19 protein-coding genes and 1 other RNA gene are annotated in these 20985 nt (G+C 67.6%); 7 read left to right on the top strand and 13 right to left on the bottom strand.

Translation table 11 applies throughout. The features are described 5' to 3' along the window. From mraY to SriyCCGPB3_RS03025, 7 genes are read right to left on the bottom strand one after another with little or no spacing between them, the layout of a single operon-like run. Complete coding sequence (mraY, locus tag SriyCCGPB3_RS03055; RefSeq protein WP_010481929.1) at positions 1-1086, bottom strand: phospho-N-acetylmuramoyl-pentapeptide-transferase; 1086 nt, start codon at positions 1084-1086, stop codon at positions 1-3. Next, positions 1076-2470 carry a UDP-N-acetylmuramoyl-tripeptide--D-alanyl-D-alanine ligase gene (locus SriyCCGPB3_RS03050; protein ID WP_164161596.1) on the bottom strand — a complete coding sequence of 465 codons (1395 nt, stop codon included), beginning with the start codon at positions 2468-2470 and terminating at the stop codon, positions 1076-1078. Before SriyCCGPB3_RS03050 ends, mraY begins: the two co-directional genes overlap by 11 nt. Then, a complete protein-coding gene (locus SriyCCGPB3_RS03045; RefSeq protein WP_350259864.1) occupies positions 2467-3975 on the bottom strand; it encodes a UDP-N-acetylmuramoyl-L-alanyl-D-glutamate--2,6-diaminopimelate ligase in 1509 nt (502 codons plus the stop codon). Before SriyCCGPB3_RS03045 ends, SriyCCGPB3_RS03050 begins: the two co-directional genes overlap by 4 nt. Continuing rightward, positions 3972-5816 carry a peptidoglycan D,D-transpeptidase FtsI family protein gene (locus SriyCCGPB3_RS03040; RefSeq protein WP_110711046.1) on the bottom strand — a complete coding sequence of 615 codons (1845 nt, stop codon included), beginning with the start codon at positions 5814-5816 and terminating at the stop codon, positions 3972-3974. Before SriyCCGPB3_RS03040 ends, SriyCCGPB3_RS03045 begins: the two co-directional genes overlap by 4 nt. Beyond that, the gene (ftsL, locus tag SriyCCGPB3_RS03035; protein WP_005412242.1) at positions 5813-6076 is read right to left on the bottom strand and encodes a cell division protein FtsL; all 264 of its coding nucleotides are present in this window, start codon (positions 6074-6076) and stop codon (positions 5813-5815) included. The genes SriyCCGPB3_RS03040 and ftsL overlap by 4 nt, the downstream gene beginning before the upstream one ends. Next, entirely contained in the window at positions 6073-7059 is a 987-nt protein-coding gene (gene rsmH, locus SriyCCGPB3_RS03030) for a 16S rRNA (cytosine(1402)-N(4))-methyltransferase RsmH (RefSeq protein ID WP_350259863.1), read from the bottom strand. Before rsmH ends, ftsL begins: the two co-directional genes overlap by 4 nt. A 14-nt stretch (positions 7060-7073) precedes the next feature. Then, on the bottom strand, positions 7074-7475 hold the full coding sequence (locus SriyCCGPB3_RS03025) for a division/cell wall cluster transcriptional repressor MraZ (RefSeq protein ID WP_008266948.1): 402 nt from the start codon (positions 7473-7475) through the stop codon (positions 7074-7076). Positions 7476-7843: 368 nt separating this feature from the next. On the opposite strand from SriyCCGPB3_RS03025, the gene SriyCCGPB3_RS03020 reads away from it, so the two are divergent. Further along, positions 7844-8632, top strand: coding sequence for an NRDE family protein (locus SriyCCGPB3_RS03020; protein WP_350259862.1), 789 nt, complete (start codon positions 7844-7846; stop codon positions 8630-8632). 354 nt (positions 8633-8986) lie between these two features. Then, a complete protein-coding gene (locus SriyCCGPB3_RS03015) occupies positions 8987-9466 on the top strand; it encodes a DM13 domain-containing protein (protein WP_110711043.1) in 480 nt (159 codons plus the stop codon). 114 nt (positions 9467-9580) lie between these two features. Here the strand turns inward: SriyCCGPB3_RS03015 and rnpB are convergent. Both rnpB and rsmI read right to left on the bottom strand, forming a co-directional pair. Beyond that, positions 9581-9932: RNase P RNA component class A (gene rnpB, locus SriyCCGPB3_RS03010), an RNA gene on the bottom strand. Positions 9933-10087: 155 nt separating this feature from the next. Further along, a complete protein-coding gene (gene rsmI, locus SriyCCGPB3_RS03005) occupies positions 10088-10906 on the bottom strand; it encodes a 16S rRNA (cytidine(1402)-2'-O)-methyltransferase (RefSeq protein ID WP_005408070.1) in 819 nt (272 codons plus the stop codon). A gap of 81 nt (positions 10907-10987) precedes the next feature. Between rsmI and SriyCCGPB3_RS03000 the strand changes: the two genes are divergently transcribed. The 4 genes from SriyCCGPB3_RS03000 (at position 10988) to SriyCCGPB3_RS02985 (ending at position 15204) form a co-directional block, all read left to right on the top strand. Next, on the top strand, positions 10988-12709 hold the full coding sequence (locus tag SriyCCGPB3_RS03000) for a penicillin-binding protein activator (RefSeq protein ID WP_180855605.1): 1722 nt from the start codon (positions 10988-10990) through the stop codon (positions 12707-12709). After that, the gene (locus SriyCCGPB3_RS02995; protein WP_324187340.1) at positions 12699-13067 is read left to right on the top strand and encodes a YraN family protein; all 369 of its coding nucleotides are present in this window, start codon (positions 12699-12701) and stop codon (positions 13065-13067) included. Before SriyCCGPB3_RS03000 ends, SriyCCGPB3_RS02995 begins: the two co-directional genes overlap by 11 nt. 110 nt (positions 13068-13177) lie before the next feature. Beyond that, positions 13178-13822: a metal-dependent hydrolase gene (locus SriyCCGPB3_RS02990; protein ID WP_153856287.1), complete on the top strand. Its 645-nt coding sequence runs from the start codon at positions 13178-13180 to the stop codon at positions 13820-13822. Beyond that, entirely contained in the window at positions 13819-15204 is a 1386-nt protein-coding gene (locus SriyCCGPB3_RS02985; RefSeq protein WP_350259861.1) for an FAD-binding oxidoreductase, read from the top strand. Before SriyCCGPB3_RS02990 ends, SriyCCGPB3_RS02985 begins: the two co-directional genes overlap by 4 nt. A 100-nt stretch (positions 15205-15304) precedes the next feature. Here SriyCCGPB3_RS02985 and SriyCCGPB3_RS02980 read toward each other — a convergent pair whose 3' ends face one another. Next, complete coding sequence (locus SriyCCGPB3_RS02980) at positions 15305-17272, bottom strand: acyltransferase family protein (RefSeq protein ID WP_350259860.1); 1968 nt, start codon at positions 17270-17272, stop codon at positions 15305-15307. Between the two features lie 543 nt (positions 17273-17815). On the opposite strand from SriyCCGPB3_RS02980, the gene SriyCCGPB3_RS02975 reads away from it, so the two are divergent. Beyond that, positions 17816-18226, top strand: coding sequence for a hypothetical protein (locus SriyCCGPB3_RS02975; RefSeq protein ID WP_153856285.1), 411 nt, complete (start codon positions 17816-17818; stop codon positions 18224-18226). 669 nt (positions 18227-18895) lie between these two features. Here the strand turns inward: SriyCCGPB3_RS02975 and thiL are convergent. The 3 genes from thiL to ribH all read right to left on the bottom strand — a co-directional run bounded on the left by thiL (position 18896) and on the right by ribH (position 20922). Next, positions 18896-19858: a thiamine-phosphate kinase gene (gene thiL, locus SriyCCGPB3_RS02970; protein ID WP_110711036.1), complete on the bottom strand. Its 963-nt coding sequence runs from the start codon at positions 19856-19858 to the stop codon at positions 18896-18898. A 120-nt stretch (positions 19859-19978) separates the two neighbouring features. Next, positions 19979-20458 (bottom strand): transcription antitermination factor NusB, encoded by a 480-nt coding sequence (gene nusB, locus SriyCCGPB3_RS02965; RefSeq protein WP_005408062.1) that lies wholly within the window; start codon positions 20456-20458, stop codon positions 19979-19981. Then, a complete protein-coding gene (ribH, locus tag SriyCCGPB3_RS02960; RefSeq protein WP_005408061.1) occupies positions 20455-20922 on the bottom strand; it encodes a 6,7-dimethyl-8-ribityllumazine synthase in 468 nt (155 codons plus the stop codon). The genes nusB and ribH overlap by 4 nt, the downstream gene beginning before the upstream one ends. Positions 20923-20985 lie beyond the last annotated feature (63 nt).

Genomic DNA, 20985 nt, shown 5'->3' with positions numbered 1-20985 from the left:
TCAGCGCACCTTCAACGTGGCCAGGCCGATCAGCACGAGCACGACGGAGATGATCCAGAAGCGCACGATCACGCGCGGCTCGGGCCAGCCCTTCAGTTCGAAATGGTGGTGGATCGGCGCCATGCGGAACACGCGCTTGCCGGTCAGCTTGAACGAGGCGACCTGGATCATCACCGACAGCGTTTCGATGACGAATACGCCGCCCATGATCACCAGCACCAGCTCCTGGCGGGTGATCACCGCGATCGTGCCCAGCACCGCGCCCAGCGCCAGCGCGCCGATGTCGCCCATGAACACCATGGCCGGATAGGTGTTGAACCACAGGAAGCCGAGGCCCGCACCGGCGATGGCCGCGCAGATGATGACCAGCTCGCCGGCGCCCGGGATCTGCGGTATCTGCAGGTAGTTGGCGAACACCACGTTGCCCGAGGCGTAGGCGAACACGCCCAGTGCGCAGGCCACCAACACGGTCGGCATGATCGCCAGGCCGTCCAGGCCGTCGGTGAGGTTCACCGCATTGGAGAAGCCGACGATCCAGAAGTAGGCGATGGCCACGAAACCGATGCCGGCCAGCGGCAGCGCGATCGACTTGAACATCGGGATGTAGAAGGTCAGCGCCGCCGGCACGTCGGCCGTGTAGAACAGGAACAGGCCCGCGGCCAGGCCGAAGATCGACTGCAGCAGGTACTTCCAGCGCGACTTCAGGCCGTTCGGATCACGGCGGACGATCTTGATCCAGTCGTCATACCAGCCGATGGCGCCGAAGCACAGCATCACCGCCAGCACCAGCCACACGTAGCGGTTGCGCAGGTCGGCCCACATCAGCACCGACAGGGTGATTGTGAGCAGGATCAGCGAACCGCCCATGGTCGGCGTACCGGCCTTGGAGAAATGGGTCTGCGGACCGTCCTTGCGGATCGGCTGGCCGCCCTTGAACTGGGCAAGCTTGCGGATCATCGCCGGGCCGAGCCACAGCGACAGGAACAGGGCCGTCAGCGCGGCAAGGATGGCGCGGAACGTCTGGTAGTTGAACAGCCCGAACAGGCTCTCCAACTGCTGCAACCATCGAGCCAGTTCATACAACATGCGGGGATTCCTCTCCTTGCGCCAGCAGCGCTTTGACAATCGTGTCCATGGCGCTGCCACGGGAACCCTTGACCAGGCAGCGCACGCCAGCGTGCAGCTCGTCCTTCAGCGCCTGCGACAGCGCGTCATGGGTGGCGAAATGACGACCGCCGTCGCCGAAGGCGGCGGCAGCGGCGGCGCTGAGCGGACCCAGCGCATACAGGCGCTTCAGGCCGGCGGCGCGTGCACGGATGCCAGCCTGCGCATGCAGCGCCTCGCCGTCCGGGCCCAGCTCGCGCATGTCGCCCAGCACCAGCCAGCCCGCTTCCGGCGCGGCGGCCAGGGCATCGATGGCCGCAGCCAGCGAACCCGGGTTGGCGTTGTAGCTGTCATCCACCAGCACCGCGCCATTGCGCAGCTGATGGGCGATCTGGCGACCCGGCACCGGCTGCGCTTCGGCCAGGCCGGCGGCAATCAGCGCCAGATCGACACCGGCCGCCAGCGCCAAGCTGGCAGCGGCCAGCGCATTGCTGACGTTGTGGCGACCCGGCAGGCCCAGCACCACGCGGGCTTCGCCGGTCGGTGCGACCAGGGTGAACTGGCTGCCCTGCGCGCCGGCGCGGATGTCGCGTGCGGTCACGTCCGCCGAGTGTTCCAGGCCATAGCGCAGCACACGGCTGCGCGCCGGCGTGCCGACGAAATGCTGTTCAAACCAGCGGCCGTAGGCATCGTCGACGTTGATCACCGCCACGCCATCGGCCGGCAGCGCGGCATAGATCGCGCCCTTGGTCACTGCCACGCCGAGCAGGCTGCCCATGCGTTCCAGGTGCGCCGGGGCGATGTTGTTGACCAGCGCATAGCGCGGACGGGCGATGTCGGTCAGGTAGGCGATGTCGCCCGGCTTGCCCGCGCCCATCTCGTAGACGGCGTAGTCGGCATCTTCGGGAGCATCGATCACTGCCAGCGGCAGGCCGATCTCGTTGTTGCGGTTGCCCGGGTTGGCGTAGACCACCTTGTGCGCGTGCTGGGCCACCTGCTGCAGGATCGACAGCAGCAGGCTCTTCACGCTGGTCTTGCCATTGCTGCCGGTGATCGCGAACACCTCGGTATCGCGGTCGCGCTGCATGCCGGTGGCGATCTTCGCCAGCGCCAGTTCGCTGTCGGCCACCAGCACCTGCGGCAGTTCGATCGGCAGCAGGCGCTCGACCAGCAGCGCGCTGGCACCGCGCGCCTGCGCGTCGGCGGCAAAGTCATGGCCATCGAAACGCTCGCCGCGCAGCGCCACATACAGGCTGCCCGGGCCGAGGCTGCGGGTGTCATTGCTGACCGCATCGATGGCCACGTCGTCGCCGTGGATCTCGCCGCCGGCCCAGTGTGCGATCAGCGAAAGCAGGGTGCGCTTCATGCGGTGCCCTCCCCGGCCTGCGCGCTGAGCACACCGGCCTTGGCGGCCAACGCAGCGGCGGCCACTTCGGTGTCGTCGAAGTCATGGCGCACGCCATTCACTTCCTGGTACGGCTCGTGGCCCTTGCCGGCGATCAGGATGATGTCGCCGGCACCGGCACGCTTCACCGCCAGGCCGATCGCACGCGCGCGGCTGCGCTGCACGGTCACGGCGGAGGCATCGGTGAAGCCGGCCAGGATGTCGGCCACGATCACGTCGCCATCTTCGCCACGCGGATTGTCGTCGGTGACGATGACCTGGTTGGCCAGGCGCTCGGCAATCGCCGCCATCTGCGGGCGCTTGCCGGTATCGCGCTCGCCACCGCAGCCGAACACGCAGAACAGCGCACCGTGCAGGTGGCCATGCAGGCTGTCCAGCGCCTGTTCCAGCGCATCCGGGGTATGCGCGTAGTCGACCACCACGGTCGGCAGGCCGTCTTCGCCGCCCAGGCGGTTCATGCGGCCACGGATCGGCTGCAGCGCCGACAGCACCTCGGCAATGCGCGGCAGCGGCTGGCCCTGCGCGTGCAGGGTGCCGGCCACGGCCAGCAGGTTGTCCACGTTGAAGCGGCCCAGCAGCGGCGACTGCACCGCCGCGCGCTGGCCGTCGATGACCAGTTCGAAGGCAATGCCACGGCCGTCCAGCTGCAGCGCCTCGGCGCGCACGCTGGCGTCGGTGGCACCGCGCGAGCTCAGGCCGATCGGCTGCACGCCCGCCGGCAGGCCGGCGAACAGCTGGCGACCGAACGCGTCGTCAAGATTGATCACCGCGGCCTTCAGGCCCGGACGATGGAACAGCCGCGCCTTGGCCGCGCCGTAGCTGGCCATGTCGCCGTGGTAGTCCAGATGGTCGCGGGTGAGATTGGTAAACACCGCCACGTCGTAGTGCACGGCATCCACGCGGCCCTGGTCCAGCGCGTGCGAGCTGACTTCCATCGCCACCGCGTGCGCACCGGCGTCGCGCAGCTGCGCCAGCAGCGCATGCATCTGCAACACCAGCGGCGTGGTGAAGCCGGTCGGCTCAACTGCACCGTAAAGTCCGGCGCCCAACGTGCCGATACTGCCACTGGGCGTTCCGAGCAGGTGCCAGGCCTGGGCCAGCAGCTGCACGGTGGAAGTCTTGCCGTTGGTGCCGGTCACACCCACCATCGCCATCGCCCGCGACGGTGCGCCATGGAACTGGTCGGCCATCGCACCCATGCGCGCGCGCAGGTCCGGCACGGCGATCGCATCGTCCGGTGCCGGCAGTTCGGCCGGTGCCGGCGGTTCGAACAGGATGGCGCCGGCGCCGGCCGCACGGGCCTGCTCGACAAAGCCCAGGCCATGCGCGCCGAAACCGGCGATGGCGACGAAGGCATTGCCGGGGCGCACGGCGCGGCTGTCCAGCACCAGGCCGGTCAGAACGGGATCGTGGCCCGCCAGGGCCACATCCGGAAGCAACTGCGAAAGCAACATCGAAGGACTCATTGCGTGCCTCCCGTAGCGGGCGGCGTCTGGGCTTGCGCGCTGGGCAGCGCAGCATCGAATTCAGCGGCGGCATCCACCGGCAGCGCGGCTTCGGCCGGCGGCGCGGGCAGGATCGAGGCCGAATGGCCGACCTTGCCGGACTGCTGTGCGGCCAGCCACGACTGCAGGTCGTCCAGCGGCACGTCCATCAGGCGCAGGGTGCCTTCCATCACGTTGTGGTAGACCGGCGCCGACACCAGGCCGCCGTAGAACTTGCCGGCCTGCGGGTCGTTGATGACGATGACGGTGGCGAAGCGCGGATTGGTGGCCGGCACCACGCCGGCGAACAGCGCGTTGTAATGGCCACGCTCGTAACCACCCGGGCCGGCCTTGCGCGCGGTACCGGTCTTGCCGGCCACGCGGTAACCCAGCACCGCCGCCTGCTTGGCGCCGCCCTGGGTGACCACGGTTTCCATCATCGCCACCACCTGTTTGGCGACGTTCTCATCGATGATCTGCTGGCCTTCGTTGCGCTGGCCCTTGACGAAGGTCGGCGCGATCAACTTGCCGCCATTGGCCAACGCCGAATAGGCAGTAGCGATCTGCAGAGGAGTGACGTTCAGGCCGTAGCCGTAGGACATGGTGGTCTTGGTGGTGCCTGACCAGCGTGCCGGGCGCAGCACGACGCCGCCGGATTCACCCGGGAAGCCGCTGTGCGGCACCGAGCCGTAGCCGAAGCGGCGCACGCCGTCGTAGAACACCTGGTCCGGCATCTTCGCCGCGACCTTGGCCGCGCCCACGTTCGAACTGCGGGTGATCACGCCGGTCACGTTCAGCACGCCATTGTTGCGCGGCACGTCGCGGATGGTGAAGCGGCCCAGGGTCATGTAACCCGGATTGGTATCGATGACGGTGTCCTTGGTCACCGCACCGGCCTGCAGCGCGGTGGCAATGGTCAACGGCTTCATCGTCGAACCCGGCTCGACCAGGTCGGTCACTGCACGGTTGCGGCGCGCATCGGGCAACGCGCCGGTCAGCGAATTCGGGTTGTAGGTCGGCAGGTTGACCATGGCCAGGATCTCGCCGGTGGTCACGTCCATGATCACCATCGAACCGCCGGCCGCCTTGTTGGCCACCAGCGCGTTGCGCAGTTCCTTGAAGGCCAGGTACTGGATGCGGCGGTCGATGCTGAGGGTCAGGTCCTTGCCCGGCTCGGCGGCGCGCAGCAGATCGCTCTCGACGGTCTCGCCCTTGCGGTTGCGGATCACCCGCTTCGCACCGGCCTTGCCGCGCAGCCATTCGTCGAACGCCAGCTCCAGGCCTTCCTGGCCGCGGTCATCGATGTTGGTGAAGCCCAGCACGTGCGCCATCGCTTCACCCTGCGGGTAGAAGCGGCGGAACTCGCGCTGCGCGGCCACGCCCGGAATCTTCAGCGCGACCACCTTCTCTGCCTCGTCCGGATTGATCCGGCGGCGCAGGTACATGAATTCCTTGTCCGACTTCTGCGACAGGCGGCTGCTCAGCTCATCCACCGACATGCCGACCGCCTGGGCCAGCTCGGGAATCCGCTCGGGCGAACGAAGCAGGTCCTGCGGGTTGACCCAGATCGAAGCGACCGGGGTGGACACCGCCAGTGGCTCGCCGTTGCGGTCGGTGATCATGCCCCGCGAGGTCTTGATCGGCAGCTCGCGCAGGTAGCGGGCCTCGCCCTGGCGCTGGTAGAAGTCGCTGTTGATGATCTGCACGTAGGCCGCGCGGCCGACCAGCGACACCGAGCACAGGCCGAGCGCCAACGCTACCCAGCGCAGGCGCTGGCGCAGGTTGAAGGCGTTGCGCGGGCGGTTGCGGCCGGCCTTGCTCATGGGCGCACCACCACGATGTCGGCGGCCTCGGGGAACTTCATGCCGAGCTTCTCGCGGGCGATGCGATCGACACGGTTGGCTTCGGCCAGGGTGGCCTGTTCCAGCTGCAGGCGGCCGAATTCCAGATTGATGTCATCGCGCTTGCGCTCAGCGCGCGACAGCTCGATGAACGTCTGCCGGTGACGGTGACGCACGAACACGACGCCGATCGCCGAGGCCACGGTCGAGGCCAACAGGATGATCAGCAGCAGCCGGCTCATGCATCGGCCTCCCGCTTCTGGGCCACGCGCAGCACGGCGCTGCGGGCGCGCGGGTTGGCAGCCAGCTCTTCGTCGGTGGCCTTGATGGCACCGCCGATCAGGTCCAGCGTCGGCACGAACACCTCCGCCTCGGGCAGGCGGCGGTTGGCCGGCGGGGCCTTGGCCAGGCGGTTCATGTACTGCTTGACGATGCGGTCTTCCAGCGAGTGGAAGCTGATGATCGCCAGGCGGCCACCGGGCTTGAGCCGTTCCACGGCCGCATCGAGGCCGGCTTCCAGATCGGTCAGCTCGCGGTTGATGTGGATGCGGATGGCCTGGAAGCTGCGCGTGGCCGGGTGGATCCGGCTCTTATCGGATCCCGACTTGCTGCGCGGCATCACCGAGCTAATCAGCTCGGCCAGCTCGGCGGTACGGGAGAACGGCTGCTTCTCGCGGCGGGCCACGATGGCGCGCGCGATACGGCGGCTCTGGCGCTCTTCGCCATAGGTCCACAGCACATCGGCAATCTCGCGCTCTTCAACGCGGTTGATCCACTGTGCGGCGCTTTCACCGTTGTCCGGATCCATGCGCATGTCCAGCGGGCCGTCCTTGCCGAAGCTGAAGCCTCGTTCGGCCACGTCCAGCTGCGGCGACGACACGCCCAGGTCGAACAGGACGCCGTCCAGGAGGCCTTCAGCCGTCGCATCCCACTGCAGCAGCTGGGCGAAGCTGCCACGGAAGATGGACACGCGCGGGTCCGGCGCGAAATCGCGCTCGGCTACGGCGATGGCTTCCGGATCCTTGTCCATGACCAGCAGGCGCCCCTCGGGACCGAGCTGGGTGAGCACGCCACGTGCATGACCGCCACGACCGAACGTGCCATCCAGATAACGTCCGTTTTCGATCACCCTCAGGCCTTCAAGGACCTGGGTGTACAGGACCGGCAGGTGCACCGCCGGCGACTGCGACACCGGAAGGTGACCGGCCTGCGCTTCTGGGCGCATCCGGGCACCCCGGCTCACAACTTCAGGTCGAGCAACCCATCACCCAGATCCTCGTCAGACAACGTCTGCTGGATCAGGGCCCGATGCGCCTGCTCGCTCCACAATTCGAACTTGTCGCCCATACCGAGCAATACCGCCTTCTTCTCAATGCCCACCGCACCGCGGTGGCTGGCGGGGATGCTGATGCGACCGTTGCCGTCCAGCTCCAGATGGGCGGCCGAGCCGACCAGCTTCTGCTGCAACAGGCGCACGACGCGCTGGGTGTTGGGCTTGGACATCACGTCGTCGCGGACCCGCTCCCATTCCGACTCTGCATACAGCCACAGGCAGCCGGCTTCGAACGGGTTGTAGGTCAGCACGAGACGGTTGTTGCTGGCGCGCGCGACGAGGTCGCGGTAAGCGGTGGGAACCGCCATGCGCCCTTTATCGTCAACTGTGATGGCCGTCTCGCCCTGGAACACGACGCGTGCACCTATCCTTCGCCCGGTGAAACATTGAACCACGAAAACCCACAAAACACCCGGATTTCCCTCTGATGCCCACCTTAGCAGCGGCCCGAGGGTTGTCAACAACTTTTCCGCAGGGAAATCGCCAGCCGCATCAATGGCTTGCAACAACCTTTAGAGAATTGTTCAAGGCTTATCCACAAGTTGCTGATCCGTCTCAATTTTTGAGATTGAACGGAAGTTCAGGGGCGTGGAGAGGGCGTGAAACATCGGCCGCGCATTCATCCGGAACGCGCCGGAAACGGCGCCGGACTGCGCAAACCGTGCACAATGAGGCCATGTGCCTGCTCGCTCTTGGCTGGATGCACCACCCGCGCTGGCGGCTGGTGATGACCGGCAACCGTGATGAGTTCCACGCCCGCCCGACGGCGGCGCTGGCCCCCTGGCAAGATGAGACCTCCGTCATCGGGGGGCGCGACCTGCGCTCCGGCGGTGGCTGGGCCGGCGTCGGTGCCACGGGCCGGATGGCGGTGGTCACCAATGTGCGTGATCCGCTGGCCGCGCAGACCGGCCCTTCACGGGGCGCGCTGGTCGCCGACTTCCTGCGCGGCCGCGACCCCGCCGCCGTGCATATCGACCGGTTGGCGACCGTGGCCGGCGCCTACGCCCCGTTCAACCTCCTGCTGGCCGATAGCGACAGCCTTGAGTACCTGGGCAACCATCCCGCCGAGTGCCAAAGCCTGGGACCCGGGGTACATGGCATGTCCAACGGCGCACTGGACGCACCCTGGCCAAAGACCCGCAGGTTGATGGCCGCCCTTGAAGACTGGCTGCAGGAAGACGGGGTCAGATCCCTTTCGCAAGGCGAAAGGGATCTGACCCCAGACCTGACCCCGCTCTGGGCCGCCCTGGCTGACGAACACCGCCCCGCCGACAGCGACCTGCCCGACACCGGCATCGGCCTGGAGCGCGAACGCTGGCTGAGCCCGGCCTTCATCCGCGGCGACGACTACGGCACCCGTGCCAGCACCGTGCTGCTGATCGACGCCGATGGCCACGGCGAGATCCACGAGCGCCGCTTCGGCCCGCAGGGTGTACCCAGCGGACAGAGCCACGTCATTTTCTGACCCGGTCGTGCCGGCCGTTGGCCGGATTCTCTTGCCAGCGGGGGAGTGCCGGCCGCTGGCCGGCAACCTCTGGATCTTCGGATGCGCCATGAAGCGGCCGGCCGGCGGCCGGCACTGCCGGGCGTCGCGTTGTCGTGATCCACGCGACGGTAGTCGTCATCGCACCGGGCGGGAAACGTCATTCAGCTTCCAACCGCAACCGCGATCCGCCCGTACCACAGGGGCTCCGGCACCACCGTCCGCCCACTGTGCCCCTTTCGCATCCGGCACTGTGTCTATAAATGTCGCCCGCAACCTTCCAGGGTGGTCTTGCCCGGCGCCATGCCGCGCGATCCACACCCACAAGGAGGCCCCATGCGCCGCATCCTCATCCTGCTTGCCACCCATCTGCTCACCCTCGGCCTTGGCTTCGGCCTGGGCGTCTATCTGCTGCCGATCCTGATCGCCCCCGATGACCCGCCGGTCGCGCAGGTGCAGGCCGCCATGACTGATGCCACCTACCGCACCACCTTCCGTCGCGACCTCAAGGGCAGCGATGCGGTGCACTGGGCCGAAGGCAAGGTCAGCGTCAGCCCGCGCCAGGTCGCCTTCGACGGCAAGATGGGCCCGGGCCCCGACTACAAGGTCTATCTGGTCCGCGACTTCGTCGACAACAAAGCCGATTTCCTGAAGATCAAGGCACAGGCGCAGCGCATTGGTGAAGTGAAGACCTTCAACCGTTTCCTGGTGGATGTGCCCGACACCGTGGACGTGGACGACTACACCACGGTGGTGGTGTGGTGCGAGCGCTTCTCGCAGTTCATTTCCGCAGGGCAGTACCGTACGCCGGGCTGACCGAGGCATGGGGTCGGATCCCTTTCCTCCGGAAAGGGATCCGACCCCGCAATCACGAAGCTGCCGGCCAGCGGCCGGCACTACCGATGCGCGGTTCACGCATATAGAAGAAGGAGGCGGAGCCGGCCGATAAGCCGGGTTCTGTCGTGGACAGTCATTCCTCTAGGCGTTACGTCACCGCAACGCTCAAGCAACCTACCCGGATCCAACGCGGGCCGCGCCAAAGGATCCCTATTTGGTCTTGCTCCAGGTGGGGTTTGCCGTGCCGGTCTGTTGCCAGACTCGCGGTGCGCTCTTACCGCACCATTTCACCCTTACCGGCCTTCCGAAGAAGACGTAGGCGGTATCTTTCTGTTGCACTTTCCGTCGGCTTGCGCCGCCCAGGCGTTACCTGGCACCTTGCCCTATGGAGCCCGGACTTTCCTCGGCACCCCCGAAGGGATGACGCGACTGTCTGGCCGGCTCCGCCAGCGCATATTCTAGCCTACGCACGCCCTTCCTGCCGTGCTGATCGCGGCGTCGGGTTCATCCATCCACGCATGGCGTGGATCTACCAATTCCGCTGCCCTGGTGGGTGCGGATTCCGCTTTGGTGGGTGCGGACCTCGGTCCGCACGATCCATCAACTGCCGTACAACGCCTTGCGCGGTGCGCCAGTCAGCTCGGCAGCCAGCTTGGCGGCAGTCGACGGCGGCAGATGCTCGCTCAGCTTGGCGTAGACGCGGCGGCCATGCGCCAGTTGCGCTTCTTCGTCATCACCCGCGCCCTGCACCATCACCACGAACTCGCCCTTGCGCTGGTTCTCGTCGGCTTCCACCTTCGCCAGCAGACCGGCCAGGTCACCATCAAGCACGGTCTCGAACAGCTTGGTCAGCTCGCGGGCCAGCACCGCCGGTCGTTCGCCGCCGAAGATTGCCGCCATGTCGGCCAGCGACTCGGCGATGCGGTGCGAGGATTCATAGAACACCATCGTGCGCACTTCGCCGGCCAACGCCTGCAAGCGGTCGCGGCGGCCGCTGGCCTTGGCCGGCAGGAAGCCCTCGAAGCTGAAGCGGTCGCTGGGCAGGCCGGCCACGCTCAGCGCGGCGATGGCGGCACAGGCACCGGGAATCGGGCTGACCTTGATGCCGGCCGCGCGCGCGGCACGCACCAGCCGGAAACCAGGATCGCTGACCAGCGGGGTGCCGGCATCGCTGACCAGCGCCAGCGATTCGCCAGCCTGCAGGCGCGAGACCAGGCGCTGTGACAGCGCCTCCTCATTGTGTTCGTGCAGGGCCACCAGCGGCTGCTGGATGCCGAAATGGGACAGCAGCTGGCCACTGCGGCGGGTGTCTTCGGCACAGATGGCCGCCACCGAACGCAGCACCTCCTGCGCGCGCGGGCTCAGATCGGCCAGGTTGCCGATCGGGGTGGCGACGACGTACAGGGTTGGCACACTCATTTCAGCGGTACTCACGGGGCAAGGGTAGAATCGTAGCGTGTACCCGGCCAAGGCCGCTGCCCTCATCGCATGGACCCGATCATGAACAAGCCCGCCGCACGGATCTCCGCCCTGTCGTTGTCGCTGATGCTGCTGGCCGGCTGTGCCACCACCAGCCTGACCAGCACGCCCGATTCGCCGGCCCAGAGCCAGGCGCTGGCGCTGATCGAACAGGGCAAGCCGCGCGACGCCGCACTGCAGCTGGAAGGCCTGGCCGCCACCCTGCGCGGCGGTGCCCGCAGCAATGCGCTGGCCGATGCCGCCTGGGCCTGGCACCTGGCGGGTGACAGTGCACGCGCGCGCAGCCTGCTGGGCCAGCTCACCGCCCGCCAGCTGTCCGGTGCCAGCCTGCAGCGCTACCAGCTGACCGGCGCCGAGCTGGCGCTGGCCGACAAGCAGCCGGCGCAGGCACTGGCACTGCTGAAGGACCATGCCGACAGTGTTGCTGCCAGCCTGCGCACACGCTGGCTGCTGGCCCGCGCCCAGGCCCTGCAGGCCACTGGCGATGCCTTCGGCGCCGCCAACGAGCGGGCCCGCGCCCATGCCGGCCTGACCGGCAGCGCGCGCAGTGAAAACCAGGCTGCAATCTCCGGCCTGCTCGGCACCCTTGACGATGCCAGCCTGCGCAGCCGTGCCGCCGCATTGCCGGCCAACGATCCGCTGTACAACTTCGCCGGCCGTGCGCTGATCGCCCGTGGCCTGCCGCTGCCGCGCCCGTTCGACCGCGATGGCGCAGCCCAGTTCGACACCAGCAAGCGACCGCCGGCGATGAGCGACGGCTACCGACCGCCGGCCAAGCTGGCCGTGCTGCTGCCACTCAGCGGCCGCCTGGCCACCGCCGCGCAGCCGGTCCGTGACGGCCTGCTGGCCGCGTACTACGGCGAGACCCGCCGTCGCCCGGAGATCAACTTCATCGACACAGCCGGCACCCCGGCCGGTGCCCTCGCCGCCTACGACAAGGCCGTCGCCTCCGGTGCCGACTTCGTGGTCGGCCCGCTGGGCCGCGACGAAGTGGACGCCGTGTACGGCCGCCAGCAGCTGCAGGTACCGGTGCTGGCGCTGAACCGCGGCAAGGATGCACCGCCGGCCGGCAGCGCCGGTTTCTCGCTGGCACCGGAAGACGACGGCATCGTCGCCGCCGAGTACCTGCGTGGACGCGAACGCAACCGCGCACTGGTGATCAGCAGCAATGACGACACCGGCCGCCGTTCCGCTGCCGCCTTCGCCCAGCGCTTCGCGCAGCGCGGCGGCCAGGTCGCGGCCACCTTCAACGTCAGCGATGCCGTGGGCGATGTCGGCGCGCAGGTGCGCAATGCCGGCCAGGTCGATGCCGTGTTCCTCGCCGTGCGCGCCCCGCAGGCGCGACTGCTGGCGCCGCAGCTGGCGCTGGCTGGTGCCGGTGGTGCCACCCGCGTCGGTACCTCGCAGCTGACCGTCGGCAGCGGCAAGGTGGAAGAAGACGTGGCCCTGGACGGCATCGTCTACCCGAACGAAGCCTGGAACGTGCGCAGCGTGTCCGGCCTGCCGTCGGCCAGCCAGGTGGCCAGCACCCTGCCCAGCGCTCGCGGTGCGGCCGGCCGCCTGTTCGCCTTCGGCGCCGATGCCTGGAAGATCACCGCCTACCTGGACAAGCTGTCCAACGAAGGCGGCCTGGACGGTGCCACCGGCACCCTGTTCCTGGACAGCAACGGCAACATCCTGCGCCAGCCGGCGTGGTCCACCTTCAATGGCGGCCGGCCGATGCCGATCGTCGGTGGTCGCTGAGCGCAGCCAACGTGGCTCGGCGGTGGAAGCCGCCGCCGAGCAGCACCTGCAACAGGCCGGACTGCAGCCGCATGCGCGCAACGTGCGTTACCGCGGCGGTGAACTGGACCTGGTGATGGACGATGCCGGCACCGTGGTGTTCGTGGAAGTGCGCTATCGCGCGCGCTCCGATTTCGGTGGTGGCGCCGCCTCGGTGGATGCGCGCAAGTGCCGGCGTCTGGCGCATGCCGCGCAGCTGTTCCTGCAGGACAACCCGGCGCTGGCCAATGCACCCTGCCGTTTTGATGTGGTGGAGGCCACGGGCGAGCCGCCGCAGCTGCGGTGGCTGCGTGATGCGTTCCGGCTGGATGACTGCTGATGGTTTCCGTCCGCTCTGGTAGAGGCCGACCTTGGTCGGCGCTTCTGTGCCAACCAAGGTTGGCACCTACCAGAGCGCAGCCTGGCCGGCACGACCACGGTGCGTGACTGATGCCGTCGATCATCACCCATGCCGCTGTGCCGTTGGCGCTCTGGTGCGCCGCTGATCGTGGCCGCATCCCACCACGCCTGCTTGCTGCCGGTGTGATCGCTGCGATGCTGCCCGATGCCGACGTGCTGGCCTTTGCCCTGCACATTCCCTACGCCGATGCCTTCGGCCATCGCGGCGCCAGTCATTCGTTGCTGTTTGCCGGCGTGCTGGCGGCATTGGCCGCGGTGTTGGCGTTCTTTGGTAGCGGCCGACCTTGGTCGGCACACCGCAGTTCCGGTAGTCGCCGACCTTGGTCGGCGGTTCTGTGCCAACCAAGGTTGGCACCTACCAAGGCAGGGTCAACGGTGGCATCGACCCTACAAACGGCGGTGTTCGTCTTCGTCTGCGCCGCCAGCCATCCGTTGCTGGATGCGATGACCTCCGGCGGCCTCGGTGTCGCCCTGGCCTGGCCATGGAGTGAGCAGCGCTTCTTCGCGCCGTGGCGACCCATCCGCGTTTCACCCTTCGCGCCACAGTTCTTCAGCGCGCGCGGCGTGTCCACCCTGCTCTCTGAACTGCGCTGGGTGTGGCTGCCGCTGGCTACCGTCGTTGTTGCCTGGAAACTGATCCAACCCGCTCCTGCTGCCCCACGAGATCCGTCATGAGTCCTGCCCTGCCCGCCCCCCTGGTTGCCGAACTGTCCGCCCTGCTGGGCGCGGAGGGCTGGCGCATGGATGACAACACGCTGGAGGCGAACGCCCAGGACAACTCATGGCGCCACCAGCGCCCGGCGGCGGTGGCGCTGCCAGCCGACATCGAACAGGTACAGGCGCTGGTGCGTGCCTGCCGCGCGCATGGCGTGGCACTGGTCGCACGTGGCGCTGGTACCGGCACCACCGGCGCGGCGGTGCCGCTGCCCGGCAGTATCGTGCTGTCGTTCACCCGCATGGACCGCATCGTCGAGATCCGCGCCGGTGACCGTTGCGCGGTCGTGCAACCCGGCGTGCTCAACGGCACCCTGCAGCAGGCGCTGGCCCCGCATGGCCTGTTCTGGGCACCGGACCCTTCCAGCGCCGAGATCTGCAGCATCGGTGGCAATCTTGCCTGCAATGCCGGTGGCCCGCGCGCAGTGAAGTACGGCACCAGCCGCGATAACGTGCTGGGGCTGGTGGCGGTGACCGGCACCGGTGACGTGATCCGCTGCGGTGGCGCCTACACCAAGGACGCCACCGGCTACGACCTCACCCACCTGCTGGTGGGCAGCGAAGGTACGCTGGCATTGATCGTGGAAGCCACGCTCAAACTGACCCCGTTGCCGGTCAGCCAGGCCGGGCTGCGCGTGCTGTACCGCGATGCCGATGCCGCCGCGGCCGCCGTATCGCGATTGATGTCGCAACCGGTGGTACCGACCCGCCTGGAGTTCATGGATGCGCGCAGCCTGGAGTTGCTGCGGCTGAATGGTGCCGACGTACCGGAGGCTGGCGCGATGCTGCTGGTTGAAGCCGATGGTGACCACGATACCCTGCCCTACCTGCTGCAGGCACTGGCCAGCGCTGCCGAGGGTGACGGCATGATCGAACTGGACGTGGCGATGGAAGGCCGTGCACGCGACCAGCTGTGGGCCGCACGCAAGGCGCTGTCGCCCGCGCTGCGCAGCGTTGCACCGGGCAAGATCAATGAGGATGTGGTGGTACCGGTGTCGCGCATTCCGGAACTGGTGGCCGGCGTGCAGGCATTGGCGCGTGACTACACGCTGACCATCGTCACCTTCGGCCATGCCGGCAACGGCAACCTGCACGTCAACATCCTCTATCACCCGGACGATGCCGACGAGAACGCACGCGCGCATGCCGCGCTGCCGAAGATCTTCGAGCTGACGCTGGCGCTGGGTGGCACGCTGTCCGGCGAACACGGGATTGGCCTGGCCAAGCGCGATTTCATGGCGCAGGCGTTCACTGCGGAAACGCTGGCGACGATGCGCGCAATCAAGGCCGCACTGGACCCGGACGGCATCCTCAACCCCGGCAAGGTGCTGCCGCCGGCATAGACCGCGCACCTACCTGTAGAGCCGAGCCATGCTCGGCTCACCGCGCGAAGCGCGGGCTTCCTGCCTGCGGAACGCAGAGCAGCCGAGCGTGGGCTCGGCTCTACACCGGCTTGTCGCTCGCGATATCGACCAAGGTCTGCCGGAAGCTGGGCAGCAGCACGCGGTTGCCATGCCCGCTCAGGTGATCGTTGTCGAAGAACAGCGGTTCACCCTCTTCCACCGCCGAACAGGTCTGCGGTCCGCACAGCAGCGGCAACGGGTCCCACACAGTCAAAGCCGGATAGCGCGCTGCCAGCTCGGCCAGCAACGCCATCTGCGGCGCACGCAGCCTTTCCAGATCGGCACGCGGCATGCTCAGGCCACCGGCACAGGCAGGATTGCGGCGGTTGAACCAATCCGAGCACCGATACGCACCGGCCTTGAACAACGGCAGCGGTGCATCAATGACCACCTGTACTCCCAACCGCTGCAAACGCCCCAGTACCCGATCAGCCTCATCACGCGCAGCCTGTGCGTGTGCCGGCGTGCGCTCGTCCAGCAGCTGTTGATAGATCTGCTGCGCATCCTGGCGCTGCCAATCGAACCCACGCAGTTCCGGCATACGCAGGGCTGCCAGCAACACGATGTCGCCCGGACGCGCCTCGTGTTCGATGTTCGACAACGCGTCTTCAATGAAGCCCCGGCAATCGGCCGGGCTGGCCCGCAACAGATTGACGAAGCTGCAGCCGCCGCGATCCTGCTGGCGCACCTCCATGCCGGTCTGCCGCGCGACCATGCTGGTCATCGTGCGGTAGGCCGCCGCGTGCGAATCGCCCACTACGAACAGGCGCCGCCCTTCAAGCGCCGGCGCACTCACCGGTTCCAGCGGCCGCCAAGCGGGATAGCGGCGCGCCTGCCATGCATAGCCATCGCGGGTAACGCTGAGCGAGATCTGCTCGTGGTATTCCACCGTAGCCCACGCTCCTGCGCCGCATAGCGCCACCACTGGCAGCGCCATCGCCAGCACCTTGGCCGGCGCCAGGCGCAGCAGCGGTACGGCGCTGCGCAGCGGACGCTCGATGAAGTGATAAGACCCGGCGGATATCGCCAGCAGCAGCACCGGATACAGCCACAGCGCGGCGCCGTGCAGGCCGTAGGTCCAGCGCAGCAGCACCAGCAACGGCCAGTGCCACAGGTACAGCGAATAGGACAGCCGGCCCAGATACGCCAGCGGCGCGCACCCCAATGCGTGGCCGATGCGCGATGTCCCCGGCACCGACACACTCGCCAGCAGCATCAACGTGCCGGCCACGGTGGCCAGTACGCCTGGAACTGGCATCGCCAGCTGGGGGGCAATCACCACACCCGTGGCCAGCAGCGCCAGACCGGCCACGGCAACCGCATCCCCTTTCTGGCGCGGCGTACGCGTACGCATCCACTGGTACAGCAGCGCGCCCGCGGCCAGCTCCCAGAACCGCGCCGGCAGCAGATAGAACGCTGCCGCCGGTGCTGCCTGCGCCTGCCAGCCGGCCCACACCAGCGACAGCACGGTGAGCACCGGCAACAGCCAACGCGACCACGGCCAGCGCTCACGCCCACGCAGCCACACGAAGAACAGCAGCGGGAAGAGCAGATAGAACTGCTCCTCCACGCCCAGCGTCCACGTGTGCAGGAACGGGTTGAGTTCCGCGCCGGGCGAGAAGTAGTCGTCCTGCTGGCCGGCCAGCACGATGTTGCTGAAGCCGACCAGCGCGGCCCAGCCGGTCTGGTCGAACTGCTCGTTGCGCCACGCGCGGGGAATGAACAACGCCGACAGCACGAAGGTAGCCATCAGCATCACCAGCAATGCCGGCAACAGGCGCAGCACGCGGCGGCGGTAGAAGTCGAGCAGCATCGCGCCCAGCGACGCATGGGTGCGCGAGGCCAGCGACTGGCTGATCACGAAGCCGGATACCACGAAGAACAGGTCAACGCCGGTGAAGCCACCGGGCAGCCACGTTGCGTTGGTGTGGAAGACGACGACGGCCAGCACCGCCAATGCACGCAGGCCATCAATGGCGGCGTTGTGGGAACGTTCGGGCGCGGACATGTGGGATGCGGAAGTGAGCGATCCGGCAGCATCACCAGCCACCCCGCAGTCATTCAATGGACGATCGCGACAGAGCAGGTATGTGTTTAGGTTCGATCCAGCCTGTGAGCCAGAGTAGAGCCATGCTCGGCGGCTCTTCGTGCAGATCGCGATGCGCCGAGCGTGGGCTCGGCTCTACAGGAATGTCGCGATTGCCACGCTGAGGCGCGCGCCACGCGTCTGCAACACTTTCCAGCTTTCCAACAATTCTCATTGGCAGCATTGGCGCTTCATGCAAATCATGTAGCGCCACCGACAACGGGTGGCACGGGCTTGCAATCCCGTTTGGAGTATCTGTTGGTTACGCTTGTCTGCCGGCGTCGCTCATCCCCTGTGGGTGGCGCCGGCAGGCATTCTGCCCGCGCACCTATGGCGGGCGGTACGTGGGGGCCTCGTGCCCGCCGGCGTCTTGCAGATATTCCACCGGTATTGCAACCACGCACCGTCCGCCACCCTCGCTGTTAAGCGGGGTGGCTTCTTCGTCGCCAGCACAAGGAAGCCGCCATGACTGCCACACACTACCCGTACCTGTTCGCCACCCTCGGCGAGGCTGCCAACGATCTGCCCGAAGCCATCGCCCGCGCACTGGAAACCACACTCAGCGCTGCGCACGGCAGCGGCGCGCCCTCCAGCACCGCACTGTTGGCATGCCTGCAGCGCATCCGCCAGGTCGAGGCCGCCGACGGCCAGCCCTGGCCAGAGAAGGACCGTACATCGGGACACCGCATGGCCATGGCGCGTGCCAACCGCGCCAATGCCGGGCTGACCGTGCTGCTGGAACTGCTGCACGCGACCGAACGCGTGCGCGTGGATGGCGCTGATGACCAGCAGGTGGGTGACGACGTGCGCGAGGGATTGCTGCTGGCCTGTCGTGGCCTGGCCGAGTATGTGGATGTGCAGTTGCACGCGGCGTAGCGCCGGGCGATGCCGGTGCACCTCCACCTGGGTAGGTGTCGACCTTGGTCGACACATTCGCGCCAACCAAGGTTGGCACCCACCAGAGCAATACCGATGCACCCCTGCTTCGGTAGGTGTCGACCTTGGTCGACACATTCGTGCCAACCAAGGTTGGCACCCACCAGGGCAATGCCGATGCGCCCCTGCTTCGGTAGGTGTCGACCTTGGTCGACGCGTTCGTGCCAACCAAGGTTGGCAGCTACCAGAGCAATGCCGATGCGCCCTCGCTTTGGTAGGTGTCGACCTTGGTCGACACATTCGTACCAACCAAGGTTGGCACCCACCAGGGCAGTACCGCTGCGCTCCTGCTTCGGTAGGTGTCGACCTTGGTCGACACACTCGTGCCAACCAAGGTTGGCACCCACCAGGGCAGTACCGCTGCGCCCCTGCTTCGGTAGGTGTCGACCTTGGTCGACACATTCGTACCAACCAAGGTTGGCAGCTACCAGAGCAATGCCGATGCGCCCTCGCTTTGGTAGGTGTCGACCTTGGTCGACGCGTTCGTGCCAACCAAGGTCGGCACCCACCAGAGCAGTACCGATCCGCGCCTGCTTCGGTAGGTGTCGACCTTGGTCGACACACTCGTGCCAACCAAGGTTGGCACCCACCAGGGCAGTACCGCTGCGGCTACGCGAAGTGCTGGTAACCGCCGTCGGCGGCTTCGCCATCCACGTGCACGCCCTGCCCTTCGGCGATGCGGCCGATTCGGGTGAGCGGCACGTCCAGCGATTCGGCCAGGTAGTGCAGCGCATCGCGCTGGTCGGCGGCGGCGGTGAAGCACAGCTCGTAGTCGTCACCACCGCGCAGTGCGCAGTCGCGCGCGCCATCGCGGCCGAGCAGTTCACGCAGCGCGTGCGAGATCGGAAGCGAATCGGCATCCACATGCGCGGCCACGTTGCTGCGCGTGGCGATGTGACCCAGATCGGCCAGCAGGCCATCGGATACATCCACTGCCGCGTGCGCGAACGCACGCAGGCGCAGGCCCAGGGTCACACGCGGCGTCGGCCGCAGCAGGCGCAGGCGCAGGCTTTCGTAGTCGGCCAGCAGCGTGGCGGTGGCGATGCTCAGCGCAGCTTGTTGCCACAGGCGCAGCGCACCGGCGGCATCGCCGAGCGTGCCGCTCACCCAGATATCATCGCCCACCTGCGCGCGGTCGCGACGCAGGGCCTGCCCACGCCCAACCTGGCCCATCGCTGTGACCGACAGCGACAGCGGGCCACGCGTGGTGTCGCCACCGATCAGCGCGATGTCGTGCTGGTCGGCCAGGGCGAAGAAGCCATCGGCGAAGGCATCGATCCAGTCTTCAGTGGCTTCCGGCAGCGACAACGCCAACGTGCACCACGCCGGGCGCGCGCCCATCGCAGCCAGGTCCGACAGGTTGACCGCCAGGGTCTTCCAGCCGATGTCGAAGGCCGGGGTTTCCACCGGGAAGTGCACGCCGCTGTTGAGCGTGTCGGCGGTGACCACCAGTTGCTCATTGGCACGCGGCTGCAGCAGCGCAGCGTCGTCGCCGATGCCGAGCAGGATGTCGTCGCGCTCGAGGGTGCGGGCGCGGATGCGGTCAATGAGGGCGAATTCGGCCAGGGACATGGGGCGCTCCCGCTGTTGTACGTGCCGCGCAGGGCGCGGTGGGCGGTAGTGCCGGCCGCTGGCCGGCAACCTCAGGATCCCTGCAGCTGCCGGCCAGCGGCCGGCACTACCACAGGTGGGTCAGTGACCCGATTCGACCTTGCGCCATTCCACGGCGGCACGATCCAGCACGCCGTTGACGTAGGTATGGCCGTGCTCGGAACCGAAGCGCTTGGCCGATTCGATGGCTTCGTTGATCACCACACGGTACGGCACGTCCAGGCGGTAGCGCAGCTCGTAGGCGGCCAGGCGCAGCACCGCGCGTTCGATCGCGTCCACTTCCTCGATGCCACGGTCCAGGTACGGGCCGAGCGCTTCGTCGATGTCGCGGCGGTTGTCGAGCACGCCGTGCAGCAGTGCTTCGAAGTACGCCAGGTCGGCGATTTCGCGGGCCTGCTCGTGGGCGAACTGGGCGATCAGCGACTGGGCGTTGCCGCCGGAGATCTGCCAGGCGTAGATGGCCTGCACGGCACGACGGCGGGCGCGCGAGCGCAGCACCGGATCGACGCCATCGCGGCGGACGGGTTTACCGGAGGGCTTGCCCTGGGTGTTCTTGTTCATGGCAGCTGCTCCAGAAGATTGACCATTTCCAATGCGGCGAGTGCGACTTCCTCGCCCTTGTTGCCGTGGCTGCCGCCTGCGCGGGCCTCGGCGTCTTCAACGCGTTCCACCGCCAGCACGCCGTTCAGCACCGGCACGCCGAAGTCCAGCTGCACGCGCATCAGGCCCTCGGCACAGCGGTCGGCCACGTGTTCATAGTGGCGGGTATCGCCACGGATCACACAGCCCAGGGTGAGGATGGCGGCGTGTTCATGGGCGGCGGCCAGGCGCGCGGCCACCAGCGGCAGTTCCCAGGCACCCGGCACGCGGATCACGTCGATGTTGGCTTCGGTGATGCCGTTGCCAGCCAGGCTCTGGCGGGCACCAGCGACCAGCGTGTCGGTGATGCGGGCGTTCCAGCGGCTGGCCAGGATGGCGAAGCGCGCCGATTCGGGAGTGCGAAGATCGCCTTCGAAGTGGCTCATATGCGGCTTGGGGGACTCGATAAGGGGGTAATTCTAGCGTGGATGGGCCCCGGCCGTGATCGG

The sequence above is a fragment of the Stenotrophomonas riyadhensis genome (assembly GCF_040256885.1).
GTDB lineage: Bacteria > Pseudomonadota > Gammaproteobacteria > Xanthomonadales > Xanthomonadaceae > Stenotrophomonas > Stenotrophomonas riyadhensis.
The sequence above is the reverse complement of the archived record's forward strand: the minus strand, read 5'-3'. Positions and strand labels throughout refer to the sequence as shown.